The organism is Bacteroides pyogenes, from assembly GCF_014196225.1.
GTDB classification, from domain to species: domain Bacteria; phylum Bacteroidota; class Bacteroidia; order Bacteroidales; family Bacteroidaceae; genus Bacteroides; species Bacteroides pyogenes_A.
Genome location: NZ_JACIDI010000007.1, coordinates 14217 through 31532, shown reverse-complemented (window position 1 = coordinate 31532; position 17316 = coordinate 14217). Strand labels below are relative to the sequence as shown.

15 protein-coding genes, 1 tRNA gene and 1 pseudogene are annotated in these 17316 nt (G+C 50.8%); 10 read left to right on the top strand and 7 right to left on the bottom strand.

Going from position 1 to position 17316, the window contains the following annotated elements; genetic code table 11:
- The first annotated feature begins 54 nt into the window (after positions 1–54).
- From GGR07_RS06390 to GGR07_RS06355, 8 genes and pseudogenes are all read left to right on the top strand, one after another.
- Positions 55–642, top strand: coding sequence for an LOG family protein (locus tag GGR07_RS06390; protein WP_021644636.1), 588 nt, complete (start codon positions 55–57; stop codon positions 640–642).
- Entirely contained in the window at positions 639–1445 is an 807-nt protein-coding gene (locus GGR07_RS06385) for a DUF4271 domain-containing protein (RefSeq protein WP_021644635.1), read from the top strand. Before GGR07_RS06390 ends, GGR07_RS06385 begins: the two co-directional genes overlap by 4 nt.
- Before the next feature lie 4 nt (positions 1446–1449).
- A complete protein-coding gene (locus GGR07_RS06380) occupies positions 1450–2196 on the top strand; it encodes a uroporphyrinogen-III synthase (protein WP_021644634.1) in 747 nt (248 codons plus the stop codon).
- 16 nt (positions 2197–2212) lie between these two features.
- Positions 2213–2596: a ribonuclease P protein component gene (gene rnpA, locus GGR07_RS06375; RefSeq protein ID WP_034543592.1), complete on the top strand. Its 384-nt coding sequence runs from the start codon at positions 2213–2215 to the stop codon at positions 2594–2596.
- A gap of 167 nt (positions 2597–2763) precedes the next feature.
- Complete coding sequence (yidD, locus tag GGR07_RS06370) at positions 2764–2985, top strand: membrane protein insertion efficiency factor YidD (RefSeq protein ID WP_034543612.1); 222 nt, start codon at positions 2764–2766, stop codon at positions 2983–2985.
- A gap of 427 nt (positions 2986–3412) precedes the next feature.
- A pseudogene (locus GGR07_RS14065) lies at positions 3413–3964 on the top strand (TatD family hydrolase); the annotation flags it as partial.
- Positions 3965–4117: 153 nt separating this feature from the next.
- Positions 4118–5410 carry a tyrosine--tRNA ligase gene (tyrS, locus tag GGR07_RS06360; RefSeq protein ID WP_027325121.1) on the top strand — a complete coding sequence of 431 codons (1293 nt, stop codon included), beginning with the start codon at positions 4118–4120 and terminating at the stop codon, positions 5408–5410.
- Between the two features lie 949 nt (positions 5411–6359).
- Positions 6360–6430: transfer RNA gene (locus GGR07_RS06355), tRNA-Gln, on the top strand.
- A gap of 487 nt (positions 6431–6917) precedes the next feature.
- Here the strand turns inward: GGR07_RS06355 and GGR07_RS06350 are convergent.
- From GGR07_RS06350 to GGR07_RS06330, 5 genes are all read right to left on the bottom strand, one after another.
- On the bottom strand, positions 6918–7763 hold the full coding sequence (locus tag GGR07_RS06350) for a DUF4852 domain-containing protein (RefSeq protein WP_051990647.1): 846 nt from the start codon (positions 7761–7763) through the stop codon (positions 6918–6920).
- Positions 7764–7772: 9 nt separating this feature from the next.
- On the bottom strand, positions 7773–8036 hold the full coding sequence (locus tag GGR07_RS06345) for a hypothetical protein (RefSeq protein ID WP_051990645.1): 264 nt from the start codon (positions 8034–8036) through the stop codon (positions 7773–7775).
- Between the two features lie 181 nt (positions 8037–8217).
- On the bottom strand, positions 8218–9042 hold the full coding sequence (lgt, locus tag GGR07_RS06340) for a prolipoprotein diacylglyceryl transferase (RefSeq protein WP_172545169.1): 825 nt from the start codon (positions 9040–9042) through the stop codon (positions 8218–8220).
- Positions 9043–9239: 197 nt separating this feature from the next.
- Positions 9240–10343, bottom strand: coding sequence for a redox-regulated ATPase YchF (gene ychF / locus GGR07_RS06335; RefSeq protein WP_027326512.1), 1104 nt, complete (start codon positions 10341–10343; stop codon positions 9240–9242).
- Between the two features lie 226 nt (positions 10344–10569).
- Positions 10570–11985: an alpha/beta hydrolase family protein gene (locus GGR07_RS06330; RefSeq protein ID WP_122056681.1), complete on the bottom strand. Its 1416-nt coding sequence runs from the start codon at positions 11983–11985 to the stop codon at positions 10570–10572.
- 476 nt (positions 11986–12461) lie between these two features.
- Between GGR07_RS06330 and cysK the strand changes: the two genes are divergently transcribed.
- A complete protein-coding gene (gene cysK / locus GGR07_RS06325; protein WP_034543590.1) occupies positions 12462–13409 on the top strand; it encodes a cysteine synthase A in 948 nt (315 codons plus the stop codon).
- 42 nt (positions 13410–13451) lie between these two features.
- On the opposite strand, the gene GGR07_RS06320 is transcribed toward cysK, so the two are convergent.
- Together GGR07_RS06320 and rnr are read right to left on the bottom strand one after the other, a co-directional pair.
- Positions 13452–13931, bottom strand: a complete 480-nt coding sequence (locus tag GGR07_RS06320; RefSeq protein ID WP_034543588.1) for a pyridoxamine 5'-phosphate oxidase family protein — start codon at positions 13929–13931, stop codon at positions 13452–13454.
- Positions 13928–16084, bottom strand: coding sequence for a ribonuclease R (rnr, locus tag GGR07_RS06315; protein WP_034543586.1), 2157 nt, complete (start codon positions 16082–16084; stop codon positions 13928–13930). The genes GGR07_RS06320 and rnr overlap by 4 nt, the downstream gene beginning before the upstream one ends.
- Before the next feature lie 319 nt (positions 16085–16403).
- Between rnr and GGR07_RS06310 the strand changes: the two genes are divergently transcribed.
- Entirely contained in the window at positions 16404–17306 is a 903-nt protein-coding gene (locus GGR07_RS06310; RefSeq protein ID WP_122056453.1) for a cation diffusion facilitator family transporter, read from the top strand.
- The last annotated feature ends 10 nt before the right edge of the window (positions 17307–17316 follow it).

Genomic DNA, 17316 nt, shown 5'->3' with positions numbered 1-17316 from the left:
CCCGTTTTTTTGTACTTTTGCCTGCGAGTAAGAACATTAAACCCAGAGGAAGCAATGAATCAGATTAACTCCGTATGCGTATATAGCGCCTCCAGTACCCGGATAGACCCCATATATTTCGAAGCCGCCGAATCCCTCGGCCGTTTGCTTGGCGAGCAACAAATCCGCCTGATAAACGGTGCGGGATCTATCGGGCTGATGAGGGCAGTGGCGGATGCCGCGCTTGCCGCCGGAGGGGCGGTGACGGGAGTGATCCCTCACTTCATGGTAGAGCAGGGCTGGCACCATACGGGGCTCACCGAGCTTATCGAGGTGGAGTCGATGCACGAGCGCAAGCAGAAGATGGCAGACCTGAGCAATGGGGTTATCGCTCTGCCGGGAGGATGCGGAACGTTGGAGGAGTTGCTCGAGGTGATTACGTGGAAGCAACTGGGGCTATATCTTTACCCCGTAGTGATACTCAACACCAACGGCTTCTTCGACCCCCTGCTCGAAATGCTCGAACGGGCTATCGACCAAAGTTTCATGCGCCGCCAGCACGGCGATATATGGAAAGTGGCGAAAACACCTGAAGAGGCTGTCGATCTGCTGTATCGCACTTCGCTCTGGGATGTCTCCATCCGTAAATTCGCAGCTTTATGAGAGAAGGAATGCCGGATACGCTGCCTCTGTTCTATCGCGACAGGTTTGTTTCGACAGATACGTTGCGGCTGACCGAATATAAGTCGGTGCAGGAGCGTAATCCCGGCTTTGAGGGTACACCCCTCCCTTATTCTCTTCGCACGGATGATAACGTGGCTCTGATATTGCTCGCTTGTTTTTTTCTCACTTCCGTGGCTTTGGCCCGAGGGAAGAAATTCCTTACCCAGCAAATAAATGCTTTTCTGCTGCATCGCGAGCGAACCAGTATTTTCGATACCTCGACAGCGGCCGAAGTGCGTTACCTAATCGTATTGGTGGCGCAAACCTGTGTGTTGGCGGGCGTGTCTCTCCTTAATTATTTCCACATCGTGCGTCCGGTTTTGCCGGAGCGCATTCCGCCGCTTTTGCTGCTGGGCGTCTATGTCGGCATTTGTTTGGCTTATTTTCTGGCAAAGTGGGTGATCTACATGTTTCTGGGATGGATATTTTTTGACAAAAATAAAACGGGGGTCTGGCTGGAGTCTTATTTTACTCTTGTTTATTACCTTGGATTCGCTCTTTTTCCGTATGTTCTCTTTCTGGTTTATTTCGAATTAAGTCTTTTCAAATTGGTCATTTTCGGGACGATTATCTTCTTTTTTACTAAAATATTGATGCTTTATAAGTGGATAAAGCTTTTTTCTCGTCAAATCACCGATGTTTTCCTTTTAATTTTGTACTTTTGCGCTCTAGAAATTATGCCCTGTTTGTTACTCTATCAGAGCATGATACACATTAACGATTTATTGCTAATAAAATTTTAGGACGTTGAAAATTAAGAAAGTATTAGTCTCGCAGCCTAAGCCTGCGTCAGAGAAGTCTCCCTATTATGACATTGCGGAGAAGTATGGCGTAAAAATCGATTTCCGGCCGTTTATTAAGGTTGAAAGCCTTTCGGCTAAAGAATTCCGGCAACAGAAGATTTCAATTCTCGATCACACTGCCGTTATTTTCTCATCCCGCCATGCGATCGACCATTTCTTTCATTTGTGCGGGGAGTTGCGGATCACTATTCCGGAAACGATGAAATATTTCTGCGTGACCGAAGCTGTTGCATTGTATATCCAGAAATACGTCCAGTATCGCAAGCGGAAAATCTTCTTCGGAAACACCGGGAAGATTGAGGACTTGGTGCCTTCCATTGTAAAACACAAAACGGAGAAATACCTCGTTCCGATGTCGGATGTACACAACGACGATGTGAAGAATCTGCTGAGCAAGCACCACATCACTCATACCGAAGCGGTGATGTATCGCACGGTGAGCAATGATTTCGCGCCCGATGAGGAGTTCGATTACGACATGCTGGTGTTTTTCAGCCCGTCCGGAGTGACTTCGCTGAAGAAGAACTTCCCCGACTTCGACCAGAAAGATATCAAAATCGGTACGTTCGGGTCCACTACCGCTCAGGCTGTGCGCGACGCCGGACTTCGTCTCGACCTTGAAGCGCCTACCGTGAAGGCTCCTTCGATGACTGCCGCATTGGATATGTTTATCAAGGAAAACAATAAATAAGTTCACTAAAAGCTCAGTGTATACTTTGCGTAAAGCCGAAAGGCTGAATAGTAAGATTTTAATCGGAAAGATGTTCGAAAGCGGTACTTCCAAATCGTTTTCCATCTTTCCGATACGCATTGTATATATGCCGCTCGAAGAAGCGAAGCAACCGGCCTCGATACTGATCAGCGTGTCGAAGCGGAAGTTCAAACGGGCGGTGCGGCGCAACCGTGTGAAGCGGCAGATACGCGAAGCTTACCGGAAGAACAAGCACTTGCTGACGGACGAATTGCTGCGCCGCGGACAGTGTCTCGCCATTGCTTTTATCTATTTGTCGGATGAGTTCGTAACTACTTCCGAGCTGGCGGATAAGATGAAAACGGCGCTTTTGCGCATTTCCGAAACGCTTCCCGAATGAAAGCCTCTTCTTCGATAGGTGCTTCTTCCCGAAGGCGTCCGGGACATCCCCGACGGGCAGTCCGCAATCGCTTTTCTTCGGTATATGCTTTTTTCGGAAATGTTTCGAAATACAGACAAGTAATAGCGCGACTCTTTTCTTCCATATATGCTTCTTTCGGAAAGGGATTGAAGCGCGCACTCTCGTTCGTACTCCTACTCCCCATTTACTTTTACCGCCTCTGCATCTCTCCGCTAACGCCTCCCTCATGCCGTTTTACGCCTACCTGCTCCGCCTATGCGATAGAAGCCATCAAGAAACACGGACCGTTCAAAGGGCTGTATTTGACCGTGAGGCGCATCCTGCGCTGCCATCCTTGGGGCGGTTCGGGTTATGATCCTGTTCCTTAGATATTCATACCGACAATCAATTCCTCACCTCTCAAAAACCAACGATATGGCAGCAGATGTAAATCGCATATTGGATATCCACACCCATCGCACCGACCGTCTCGATGAGTCTGTTTACAACTGTCGTCTGCGGGCAGAAGGGGCAGACCATTACGATAAGCCTTTTCGTTCTGTAGCGGCCCCCCTTTTAGAAAGCCTCTCCGGTTCACAGGTTCGCTACCAAGAGTCTTCTCATTCGATAGAATCCGATTTTTCAGAGAACCCCTGCGGCTCGCCGTATTCCAGCGATGCACCTTCCCGCTCCATAGCATCCTCTCTTTCAGAGGGCCTTTCCGGTTCACAGTTTCGCTACCAAGAGTCTTCTCATTCGATAGAATCCGATTTTTCAGAGAACCCCTCCGGCTCGCCGCATTGCTGCGACGCGCCTTTTTGCTCGATAGGTATTCATCCTTGGGATTTGACTGCGGAAAATTCGGAGCGGTTGTGGGACGTTCTTCAGCGGGAGTTGGAACGACGGAAGTCCGAGAACCGGCCGTGCGTTGCGATAGGCGAAGCAGGGCTTGACAAGCTGGCTGCCGCCCCGATGGAGTTGCAGGTGAAAATCTTCGAGCGCCAAGTAGCCCTGTCGGAAGACTGCCGGTTGCCGCTCATTATCCACTGTGTGAAAGCGGTCGATGAACTGTTGGCGGTGAAGAAGCGTCTGGCGCCCCTTCAAGCTTGGATATGGCACGGATTCAGAGGGAAGGCGCAGCAGGCTTCCCAGCTTCTTCGTCACGGGTTTTATCTCTCTTTGGGCGAGCATTATTCGCGGGAGGCGATGCAGGCGATACCCGCTTCGCGGCTGTTTCTCGAAACGGATGAAAGCGTGCTGGATATCAGCGACATCATTCGGAGAGCCGCCGAAGTCCGCGGGGTGGATGCGGAGTGTCTGCAAGAGACGTTGAGGGAGAATGTGCAAAAAGTCTTTTTTAAACGCTAAAGAGTTGTGTATTCAGATAAAGAGTCGTAATTTTGCCTTTTCGGATAGATCGCCTGCTGAATCCGGAGTCACGTTGCGCGGCTTTGCCGTCGGGAAGGCTTCGCTTATTGCAGGATTATGGATTGAATAATAACCAAATAATATAAAATAACGATGAATTTTGTAGAAGAATTGAGGTGGCGCGGGATGTTGCAAGATATCATGCCGGGAACGGAAGAGTTGTTGGGCAAAGAGCAAGTTACAGCCTATCTGGGAATCGACCCTACGGCAGATTCGTTGCACATCGGTCACCTCTGCGGGGTGATGATGCTTCGCCATTTTCAACGTTGCGGCCATAAGCCGTTGGCCCTTATCGGAGGCGCTACCGGCATGATCGGCGACCCTTCGGGAAAGTCGGCGGAGCGCAATCTGCTCGATGAAGAGACGCTGGCTCACAATCAGGCATGTATCAAGAAGCAGTTGGCGAAGTTTCTCGATTTTGAATCGGACCAACCCAACCGTGCGGAACTGGTGAACAACTACGACTGGATGAAGAACTTTTCCTTCCTCGACTTCGCCCGCGAGGTGGGTAAACATATCACGGTGAACTATATGATGGCGAAAGACTCGGTGAAGCGTCGTCTGAGCGGTGAGGCCCGCGACGGACTGTCGTTCACGGAGTTCACGTATCAGTTGCTTCAGGGATACGACTTCCTGCATCTGTACGAAACCAAAGGATGCAAGCTTCAGATGGGCGGTTCGGACCAATGGGGAAACATCACCACAGGAACGGAGTTGATTCGCCGTACCAACGGGGGAGAGGTGTTCGCGCTGACTTGCCCGTTGATTACGAAAGCCGACGGCGGTAAGTTCGGCAAAACGGAGTCGGGCAACATCTGGCTCGATCCGCGCTATACCTCTCCGTATAAGTTCTACCAGTTCTGGCTGAATGTGAGCGATGCCGACGCCGAACGCTACATCAAGATATTTACCTCCATCGGCCGGGAAGAAATCGATGCGTTGGTTGCCGAACATCAGGCTGCTCCGCACCTGCGTGTGTTGCAGAAACGCTTGGCGAAGGAGGTGACCGTGATGGTTCATTCCGAAGAAGAGTACAACGCGGCTGTAGAGGCTTCGAACATCCTCTTCGGCAACGCCACTTCCGAGGCTTTGCGCAAACTGGACGAAGATACGCTGCTGGCTGTATTCGAGGGAGTTCCCCAGTTCGAGGTGTCGCGCAGCGCATTGGCCGAAGGTGTGAAAGCCGTCGACCTGTTTGCAGACCATGCCGCAGTGTTCGCCTCTAAGGGAGAGATGCGCAAACTCGTGCAAGGCGGTGGCGTATCGCTCAACAAAGAGAAACTGGAAGCGTTCGACCGTGAAGTGACCGTATCCGATTTGTTGAACGACAAGTATTTGCTGGTTCAGCGCGGTAAGAAGAACTACTACCTGCTGATTGCAAAATAGCGACTGCTTGCTGTTGGCGAATGCCTGCCTGTTTGAGGAAGCATTCGCCACGGCTTATCTTGATGCGATTTCACTGCTTGTTTGTCTTTCATGCTTCGTTGACGTGAGGATAGTTGTTCGCCTGTTGTAGGGAACCTGTTATCGGAGCCGTGCCGATTTGCCGGTTGCAAGGTCATTATTGTTCAATTTATATTAAGTGCAGCTAAGGACAATCCATTACAAATAATGAAAATATGTTGTGATTTACTTTTAATTTAGTCTCTTTGAACGATTGAGTACAGCAGCAATATGGCACACCGCAAGAGCTGTTTAGTTGTGATTTACTTTCAATTTAGTCTCTTTGAGCCATTAACTACAGCTTTTCATTGAAACATTCAGAGATCTCTTTGGGTGTTATTTTTTATATTAGTATCTAAACCATTATGATTGTAGTGAGTACGGGAATCGAACCCGCTTGAACCATTTGGTTCGTTCCCGTGCGCCCATCGAAGTGTTCTGTGATTTGCTTACGAATCACAGAACACTTCAAAAGAATATCGGTCAAAATCTATGGTTGCAAAGGTATGAAAAACGGAAGGTCGTCGTTATGTCTTCGGTTTTTAAGAGTATCGTACAGAATCTATGGTTGCAAGGGTTTGCTATCCGGTTCGTAGTAAAGGGGCAAAAATCTTCTCGTTCCACTTCAGGCAGATTGTCCGGTAACGTTTCTTTCATTTGGCCGTAAGACCTCCTCTTTTTTTGCAATCGCTGATACAATCAAACGCAATCTTTGAAATAATCGAATGTCATGGATGAAGAAATCGAGCCCAATCGGTAAAATAATCGAAGATAATCAGTGAAGCAATGGCGGACTATTGGTGAAGAAATCGAAAATAATCAGTGAAATGTTTGGATGTTTATTGGTATAACACTATCTTTGCACCGCTTTTTAACAGAAAGCGCATAAGTTTGGACTATGGTGTAATGGTAGCACAACAGGTTTTGGTTCTGTTTGTCTAGGTTCGAATCCTGGTAGTCCAACAACTGATTGCAGAAAAGCCCTGAGAAACAAAATTCTCGGGGCTTTCCTCTTATTTATTGGGGGACCCAAAGCGGGCTCAGCAGTAAACTAATGTGGGGATTCTCTAAAACTCCTATCTTTGCCCTCAAAAAAAATCTCGTGACTACTTATGATACTCTTTTAGCCTTAGTTCGTCTAAGGCTCCCTCCTGACCTGTTGGAGTGTTTTGACATTATGGTAGTCGCGCGTAATCTTCAACAGACTATTGACCAGCTGCGTGCTCTGCCCGCCAATGTTATTCGATGGTCGCACAGACAATATGATAAGAGTGATATAGAGACGTAAATCGGGATATTCAGTAAAACCTAAAGCCGGTTGGATTCCGGGGATTTTATGTACCTTTGCCATATATGTGTCCCGGTAAGTTTTCCCTCCAAATTATCTTATAGAACAATTCGGTTTGCCGAGGGCTATGTTCACCACCCAGTAAGTTTCCCCGAAATTATCTTATAAAACAATGCTGCCTAAGTAATTATAGACTACTTCACCATTCACGAAAGGAAGCAAATCGTTATACGCATCAATTCGAACAATATCCATATTAAGAGACCTCTCACCATAAACCTTATTCAGTGTTGACCAATTAAAATCAAAATTACGGCCTTCAGAAAAGACTAAAATTTTCTTTTCCGGCAATTTTACCGGCTGTTTCTTAATCTTAACATATACATACAGGCTAGCCATTGGTTCGTTATAAGAAGGAACGCCGGCGTATTTCCGCATCCCATAGAAGCCTTTGGCTCGTGTTTTTTCTGAAGGTAAGGACATAAAGAGAGAAGCATTGGCAAAAAGAAAAGCACATTCTCCCCACAAGCAATATTTGAGCCTGCTCAGTTCATCTTCCTGTTTAGTTTGCACATCAACACAAGAAAATTCTGATAAAGGGAAACATTCTTTTACCATATCATATGGCTGAAGTTCTGATAAGCATTTAAGACGAAATATCTTTGAAAAGTCGGCATTGCATAATTCTTGTTGCAATTTAGCTCTGTAAGATTTACGCATAGCATCTAATGCAAAAGGATCTTCGGATGCTTGTTTAAATTCATCAGGTACACATAATGAGGCATATTTATCAACAACCTTGTCATCAACAGCTTTTTGATAAAGTTTTAGCGCGTACACATACAAAATAGAGGGTGTCAAATCCACTGCCCCGTCAACAGACGAAATCATGTAATCGGACATTATATTTCCACAGCTTAGCGCTTTATTTAGGCTGATACAGAAATGATTGCCTCCACCTTCAGCCATGACAATCTGTAAATTTTCGGGTTGTTCGTAAATCCCCATATCCTGATATTATTGTTCATCGTATTCCGGTATAGAAGTAATAGTCACTTTCAAACCTGCAATATCTCTGTCAGGCATTGGAGACAAATCGCCTTGTTCGTTGACAGTACGTATAAATAAATACCCTGATAGTGCAGGCTTGCCTACAACAAGCGTATCACCTATGCCATAATTTTTACCATTACACCCTGTAATATAGCTTTGAGCATAAGATTCCGATATGGCTAAGCTGCCCATAAAAGCCATAAAAAGATTTAAATACTTAAGTACCATAAGCAAAGTTTTAATTAAACGTACACAAATATAAGCTATTCCTTATTAAGGATAAGAGAGCTTGTAATGATTATTCTTTTCTAAGCCTAAAAAACCTCTACAAAGTAAAAACATTTACTTCTTCTTCATCAGGCAGGCAAAAGAGTGCCTGCCACGCTATATAACTATAGAGTAAAAACGTCTACTTCTTCTTCCCGTAAGCAAAAATGAAGTAAAAGCCGATGATGATGAACGGGATGCTGAGCCATTGCCCCATGTTGAACGTCATCTGCTCTTCGAAAGACACCTGGTTTTCTTTCACAAATTCGATGAAGAAGCGGAAGGTGAAGATTGCCGCCAAGCAGAGTCCGAAAAAGAAGCCGCGATGCAACTCCTTGCTGTGGCGCCTGTACAGGTAAATCATCACGAAGAAAAGCGCGAGATAGGCCAACGCTTCGTATAGCTGTGCCGGGTGACGGGGTTGCATGTCGATGCGTTCGAAGACGAACGCCCAGGGTACATCGGTTGGTTTGCCGATGATTTCCGAGTTCATCAGGTTGGCCAGGCGAATGCTGCAGGCGGTGATGGGAGTGGCTACGGCAATCATGTCCAATACATCCACATAGTGCAATTTGGTTTTCCGGCAGTAGAGCCAGAGCGCGATAATCAGTCCCAGCGTACCGCCATGGCTTGCCAGCCCCTTGTATCCGATAAACTTCCATCCTCCTCCCGGAAGCAGCTTCACGGGCAGCAGCATCTCCAGAATGCCTCTACCGCTGGTGAGGTGATAGCCGGGGTCGTAGAAGATGCAGTGCCCCAGCCGGGCGCCGATGAGGATACCGAAGAAACAGTAGAAGAAGAGCGGTTCGAATTTCTTCTCGCCTATCTTCTTGTCACGGAACTGATAGTGAACGACGATGTAGGCCAGAAAGATGCCTACCGCCCACAGCAATCCGTAATAGCGGATGGAGATACCGAACAGGTTGATGAGTTCGGGATTGGGATTCCAGTGAATAGATAGTAACATAAGACTATTGATTGGTAATTGATTTCGGGCCGGCGAGCGGCCTCTGTTTTTATATCTCAACCCTTCATCCGTGCAATGCCGGCGGCGTTTGCTCCGGGAAGGGCTTGCGTTCTTTCATCGTACTTGCATGCTTACACATTGAATCTGAAGTTTGGAAATCGTGCCGTCCTTTCAATGTTTTCATCGGGCTTGCATGCTTACACATTGAATCTGAAGTGCATGATGTCTCCATCCTGCACCACATACTCCTTTCCTTCCACGCTCAACTTTCCCGCCTCCTTCACAGCCGCTTCCGAGCCGTATTGGATGAAGTCGTCGAACTTGATGACCTCCGCGCGGATAAATCCCTTCTCGAAGTCGGTATGAATCACTCCGGCGCATTGGGGAGCTTTCCATCCTTTTTCGTAAGTCCATGCGCGCACTTCCTGAACACCGGCGGTGAAATAAGTTTCGAGGTTCAGCAGTTTATAGGCCGACTTGATGAGGCGTGCCACGCCAGACTCCTCCAGTCCTACTTCGGCGAGAAACATCTGGCGGTCTTCGTACGTCTCCAGTTCGGCGATATCCGCTTCCGTGCGTGCAGCCACGATCAGTATCTCGGCACTCTCGTCCTTCACGGCTTCGCGAACCATCTCTACGTATTTGTTGCCCTTCACGGCGCTTGCCTCGTCTACGTTGCACACGTACATCACCGGTTTGCTTGTGAGCAGAAACAGCTCGCGGGCTATCTTCTGTTCGTCTTTCGTGTCGAAAGTCACGGTGCGTGCCGACCGTCCCTGTTCCAGCGCCTCTTTGTAGCGCACAAGCACGTCGTACGTCTGCTTGGCTGCTTTGTCACCACCCGTCTGCGCCTGCTTCTGCACTTTCTGTATGCGGCTCTCGATGGTTTCGAGATCTTTCAGCTGAAGCTCGTAATCGATGATCTCTTTGTCGCGGACGGGATTTACGCTGCCGTCTACGTGAGTCACGTTATCGTCGTCGAAGCAGCGGAGCACATGGATGATGGCGTCCGTCTCGCGGATGTTTGCCAGAAACTTGTTTCCCAATCCTTCGCCTTTGCTCGCTCCTTTCACCAGTCCGGCGATGTCTACGATTTCCACCGTCGTGGGAACGATGCGTTGGGGATGAACCAGTTCCGCCAAGCGGTTGAGACGTTCGTCGGGAACGGTGATGACGCCTACGTTCGGTTCGATTGTACAGAAAGGGAAGTTTGCCGCCTGTGCTTTTGCGTTCGACAGACAGTTGAAAAGAGTCGACTTACCCACGTTGGGCAGTCCGACGATACCACATTGCAATGCCATTTATATCTTTTGTTATTTATTTAAACTCAAATTTGTGCATGCAAAGATAGCCATTCTTTTACAAACTGTGTTCTTTCGGCACAGGTTTTCTTGGCTGCCGGGCGGCGATGCCGGCTATCCACGCACCGGCTGCTTGTGGATGCAACTCACCGTCACACGGCTAACAGGCGGCGATGCCGGCTATCCACGAACCGGCTGCTTGTGGATGCAAGACACCGTCACACGACTAACGGGCGGTGATGCCCAGTATCCACTCTGTGATGTCTTTCAGCACTTCGGGGCTGATGGTTTCCTCTATCTGCGCGTACTCGTTCACGGCTCCGGTGGTGCAATGCTGAAACAAGTGGTTCAGTCCGGGATACGCTTTCATCGTTACCCGTTTGTTTCCACCTTCCGTTGTATGCAGGCGGATGGCATTCAGGTTTGTCTCGGCATCCACTTGCGCGTCTTTCTCTCCGTTCAGGGCGAAAAGCGGGCACTTCACACGCTTCAGGTCTGCGGCGGGATCGTGTTTGAGGAATTCCAGAAACCAAGGCGATGTCATGGCTGCCGCTTCGGCTTCCGCCCGCTTTCGAACCGCTTCATTCGCCTGTTGCTGCGGCATTGACGAGTAGACATGGGCGAGCAGCTCTTCCCGCAGCTTTTCGGGAGTCTTTCCGGCCTGCATCAGCAGCGTGTAGCGTTCGCGCAAAATAGGTTTGAGGTTCTGCCAGCCGGCGTCGGGCATTCCCGACAGCTTAGAGAGGGTCTCCGTTTGCTTCAGTAACAGGCTGTCGCCCCGCACGGCGCTTCCTGCCAGCGAGACGATGAATGCGAGCTCACGGTCTTTCGCCCCTATGCCGAAAGCTATCAGTGCCCCGTTGCTGTGCCCTATGATTCCGACTTTCCGCGAGTCGACCTCTTTTCTGTGGCGCAGATAGCCGATGGCTGCTTCGGCATCGCGTGCGAACCCGGTATTGGCAGTGGAGGCGTAGTCGCCTTGCGAAGCGCCCATGCCCCGGTCGTCGCACCGCAACACGGCAATCCCGTTCCGGGTGAGATGGTCGGCAATGACCAGAAAGGGTTTATGCCCCATCAGCTCCTCGTCTCTGTTTTGCGGCCCGCTTCCCGTGAGCAGAACCACCGCCGGAAAGTTCCGTCCTTCGGCGGGTAAGGTCAGCGTGCCCGCCAGGTCGATACCGTCCTGCTCGTTTCTCACCTTCACCTCCTCGCTCTTGTAGGGGAACGGAGGTTGGGGTTCCTGCGGACGTTTCGGGCGGGGAGCTTCTCCTTTCTCAAGGTCGAGCTTGAGGGCAACCCCCTGTGTGAATGTGCCCGTAATCTTTCCCTCCTCCGTCAGCTTCCCTTCGTACGATGCCCCGATCGTGGGTATGCGGATGTGGAGCGTGGAGTTCTCGAAGGTTGTTTTCTCCGTAGGGATTCCCTTCGCCCCTTGGTCGGGACTGTCGAGCGTGGCGGTGTATCCGCCTTCGGGAGCCTGCTTGATGTGGAAAACGATGCTGAGCGAACCTACGGGCAGCTTCAGCTTTCCGTGCCAACTTCCCGTAATGTCTTGCGCCTGTGCCGGCGAAGGAAGACCTGCCATTGCCATCAGTCCGATGAGGATGATGAAAAGAGATGTTTTTTTCATCTGTTTTTTCATGTGTTTCATACGTATAAGTCTTTTTTTCAGGTGAATATCCGCAAATATAGTTTTTTCCGAAAGATATCCCCGTTTTCTTTGGCGGTAATTTTTGCCCGCTCCCGAAAAAAACAGTGAATCCCGCTTGAGAAATCAACTTCTGTTGTCGCGGCAGATATATGGTGGGGTATATCCATATGCCCGCAACGGGGGATGTGTAGCCGGAACGGCGGGTATGTATATTCCGGTTCGGTGGGTATATGTAGTCAGTCCGGTGAGTATATATGGCTACCGTGGTGAATATATATGGCTACCACGGTGAATATATATAGTCGACGCGATGGGTATTCAGTCGGTATGTATATGCGGGTATTTAGTCGACAAAGGCGGGTATGTGCCCCCTGTTTGTAGTACGAATTTACCACATCTGTGGTATTTCCGGCGGGCGGAGCTTTCCCTATCTTTGCAATCGGTTAAGATAAGAAAACTAAAGAAATATGGAAAAGATTGCAAAAAGGCTCACCGAGCTCGTCGGGAATACTCCTTTGCTGGAGCTGAGCAACTACAACAAAATAAACGGGCTGAAAGCGCGTCTGGTGGTGAAGATAGAGTCGTTCAACCCTGCCGGCAGCGTGAAAGATCGCATCGCCCTGTCTATGATCGAATATGCCGAAATGAAAGGGGTGTTGCACGCCGGATCGACCATTATCGAACCCACCAGCGGGAATACCGGAGTGGGGCTGGCTTTCGTGTCCGCCTCCAAGGGCTACCGCCTGATACTGACCATGCCCGACACGATGAGCATGGAGCGGCGTAACCTGCTGAAGGCGCTGGGGGCGGAGCTGGTGCTCACTCCCGGTGCGGAGGGCATGAAGGGCGCCATTGCCAAGGCCGAAGAGCTGAGGGCGGCTACACCGGACGCTGTAATCCTTCAGCAGTTCGAAAATACGGCCAATCCGAGCGTGCACGTGCGTACCACCGGACAGGAAATCTGGAGGGATACGGACGGACAGGTGGACATCTTCGTGGCGGGCGTAGGCACGGGGGGTACGGTGAGCGGAGTGGGCGAAGCGCTGAAAGCTCACAAGAAGGAGGTGAAGGTAGTTGCCGTAGAGCCGGCGGACTCTCCGGTGCTGTCGGGAGGAAAGCCGGGACCGCATAAGATTCAGGGAATCGGAGCGGGGTTTGTGCCTCGAACATACAATGCGGCGGTGGTAGACGAGGTGGTTCGGGTGGAGAACGACGAAGCCATCCGTACCGGGCGCGAACTGGCTCGTACGGAAGGCCTGCTGGTCGGAATCTCTTCGGGAGCGGCCGTATTTGCAGCGACACGACTTGCCCGGCTGCCGGAGAATGAAGGGAAAACGATTGTCGCCCTGCTTCCCGACACGGGAGAGCGTTACCTGTCTACCCTTCTCTACGCTTTCGAGGATTATCCGCTGTAAAACGGGATGTCAAGCTGTGAAGTTGTGGTAAACAAGACGCTTTCAGGGTTTCTCATGTCCCCGTAGTCCGAAGACCTTGCCGGTCATTCGTTCTACGGGGACTTTCCATACCTTCACGTTACGCAATGCCGGCTCGGAGTATCCGAACTCGTTGTCGGTGTAATGGTGCATGATGATGTCCAGAATGCGCCGCTTCTCTTCCATGTCTTCGATGAAGGTCACCCGCCCTCGGCACATGGCGCTTTCGGAGCGCATGCTGTAGCTGCAAGCCACCTTCGGGTGCTGGTAGACAAGCTCGTGCCCCCGGCTGAAGGTGATGCACACCCGGTTGTTCCGTTCGAGCATCTCCAGCTTGCCGCCTTCGGGTCCCGAATGCAGGTAGATGATGCCGTCTTCGTAGCCGAAGTTCATGGGGATGACGTACGGATTTCCTTCCGGATCGGTGATGCCTACATGGCATACGGCAGACTGGCGGATGATGGACTCGATCCGCTCCTTTTCTTCTATCGCAAAAGTTCTCATTTCTCGATCAGCTCAAAGTCCAACTGCTTCTTCTCGAGGTTGGCGCGCGCCACACGCACCGTAATCGCGTCTCCCAAACTGTAAGTGCGGTTTTTCCGGCGTCCGCGCAGACAGTAGTTCTTTTCGTCGAACTCGTAGTAGTCGTCGTCCAGATCGCGTATGGGAACCATGCCCTCGCACTTGTTTTCGTTCAGTTCCACGTAAAGCCCCCATTCCGTCACTCCGGAGATCACCCCGTCGTACACCTGTCCGAGGCGTTCGCTCATAAATTCCACCTGCTTGTACTTGATGGAAGCCCGTTCGGCATTGGCAGCCGTCTGCTCCATGTTCGAGCTGTGCTCGCAAAGCGCTTCGTACTTCTGTTCCGACACGCTGCGCCCTCCGTCCATGTATTTCGTAAGCAGGCGGTGCACCATCATATCGGGGAAACGGCGGATGGGCGAGGTAAAATGGGTGTAATACTCGAACGCCAGTCCGTAGTGCCCGATGTTGTGGGTAGAGTATCGTGCTTTCTGCATGGCGCGGATGGAGACGGTTTCGATGAGGTTCTCCTCCTTCTTGCCGTGGATATCGTCGAGCAGGTGGTTGATGGATTTCGATATGTCGGTTTTGCTTCCGCTGGTGCGTACTTTGTAGCCGAAGCGGGCGATGAACTGCGACAGGTTTTCCAGCTTCTCCGGATCGGGCAGGTCGTGAATGCGGTAGGGCAACACTTTCGCCTTTTTGTTTCTCGGCACACGCCCCACTTTCTCCGCTACGGTCTTGTTGGCAAGCAGCATGAACTCCTCCACCAGCTTGTTGGCGTCTTTCGATTCCTTGAAGTAGACGCTCACGGGCTTCCCTTTCTCGTCTATCTCGAACTTCACCTCATAGCGGTCGAAGTTGATGGCTCCGGCGGCGAAACGCTTCTCGCGCAATGCCTTGGCAATGGTGTCGAGCATCAGCACCTCCTCTTTGAAGTCTCCCTGCTTGGTTTCGATGATCTGCTGCGCCTCCTCGTACGTGAACCGGCGGTCGGATTTGATCACCGTATGCACCACGCGCGAAGCTTGCACTTCTCCCTTCTCGGTGATGTCGAATATGACGGAGTACGCCAGCTTCTCTTCGTCGGGGCGCAGCGAGCAGATGAAGTTGCAAAGCCGTTCGGGGAGCATCGGGATGGTGCGGTCGACCAGGTAGACCGATGTGGCCCGCTTCTCCGCCTCTCTGTCGATGATTCCTCCCTCCTTTACGTAGTGAGTCACATCGGCGATATGTACGCCCACTTCCCACAGCCCCTCTTTCAGCGGGCGGATGGAGAGAGCGTCGTCGAAGTCTTTGGCGTCTTTGGGGTCGATGGTGAAGGTGGTCACCTTACGGAAGTCTTCGCGTTTGGCAAGCTCTTCGGGAGTGATCTCCGCCGGAATGTTGTCCGCCGCTTTCTCCACCGCCTTGGGATATACGTAGGGCAATCCGAATTCGGCAAGAATGGCGTGCATCTCGGTAGTGTTGTCTCCGGCACGCCCCAGTATGTCTATCACCTGTCCGATGGGGTTCTTCGCTTTGTCGGGCCATTCGGTTATTTTCACGATGGCCTTGTCACCCGTTTTTCCTCCTTTCAGTTTCTCTCTCGGGATGAAGATGTCGTTGGCGAGCGTACGGTTTTCCGTCACCAGAAAGGCGTACGACTTAGCCACCTCGAGCGTGCCCACAAAGGTGTCGTTGGCGCGTTCCAGTATCTCTATCACTTCGCCTTCCGCCTCCCGGTGTTTCCGTTTGGCGTAGAACATGATTTTTACCTTATCGTTGTTCATGGCATGGGCGGAGTTCCGCTCGGCGATGAAGATAGGGTCGCTTCCGTCTTCGGGAAGGAAAGAATTCTTTCCGTTGCTCTTGCGCTGGAAGGTTCCCGTCATCTCGGTGCCGTGCATGTTGATGCGAAATTTGCCTTTGTCCACTTCGCTGAGGTAATCGTCTGCCACCAAGTCGTGCAGGATATCGACGCAGAGCATTTTCTGCGGATGAGTGGTGAGGCGCAACTCCGAGAAAATGTGTTTCATGCTCATGGTTTCGCCCGTCTTGGCATGGAAAAGCTCTGATAGCAGTGCGGTAAGTTGTTTTTTACCCATTCTCTTGCCTGCTTTTTTCTCTCTCTTTTCTTTCTTCTTTGCCATAATAAAAATGATTCTGTTATGTAGTTCAATCCGACCGGCTCTTCTTCCTTTCCGATGAACGCGCGATGGCGGGAAACGGAGAGTCCGGTTCGGTGCGGAACATTCGGGAAATGCCTGCGGCAACCTTCCCGCCGGAATGACGGATACCGAAAGCGGAAGTCCCGAAGAGGTTTCAATGGCGAATATAGTTATATTTTCCCGTTTATGAACTCAAATGGGGTGAAAAGTGAAGGGCGGCGCTTGTTTTTGATTGCAACTTGATGGTTGCAGTGCGGAAATTGTGTACATTTGCCCTTATCTTATCAAATCATATCGCAGCATGGAGACAGAAAAGCAGGTTCGGGAACGTGAGATTTACAAGGCGACCATCGTTGGGAGCGTAGTCAATCTGCTGTTGCTCGTATTCAAATTCACGGCGGGTATCGTGGGGCATAGTGCCGCTATGATTGCCGATGCCGTTCATTCGCTGTCGGACTTCGTGACGGATGTGATTGTGATTGTCTTCGTGCGGATTTCCAACAAACCTCAAGACAAGGGGCACGACTACGGACACGGGAAATACGAAACGATGGCTACCGTCATTATCGGCTTGCTGCTGCTTGCGGTGGGGTTCGGGCTGTTGTGGACTGCCGCTTCTTCCATCTACGCTTTTTTCGTCAAAGGCGAATCGCCGGGCGAGCCGGGCATGGTGGCCCTCATTGCGGCGCTTGTATCCATCCTTTTTAAAGAAGGCCTGTATCGGTACACCGTGCGCGTGGGCAGAAAGGTCGACTCGCAGGCGGTAGTGGCGAATGCCTGGCATCACCGGAGCGACGCGCTTTCGTCGGTGGGTGCGGCCATCGGTATCGGCGGAGCCATTCTGTTGGGTGATGGCTGGCAGGTGCTCGACCCTGTGGCGGCTCTGGTTGTGAGCTTCTTCATCATGAAAGTATCGGTCGAGTTGCTGGTTCCCTCGGTGGAAGAGCTGTTGGAGAAATCCCTGCCCGATGAAGTGGAACAACAAATCGAAGAGACGTTGCTCTCGTTTCCCGGAGTGAGCGAGCCGCATCATCTCCGCACCCGCCGCATCGGCAGCTATTACGCCATCGAGGTGCATGTGCGGATGGACGGGCGGATGTCTCTGGAGGAAGCTCATGACAAGACCACCGCCATCGAATGCAGGCTGAAGGAGATGTTCGGGCGGTCGACGCTGATCAATATCCACGTGGAGCCGTTGAAATGAAACAGATTAA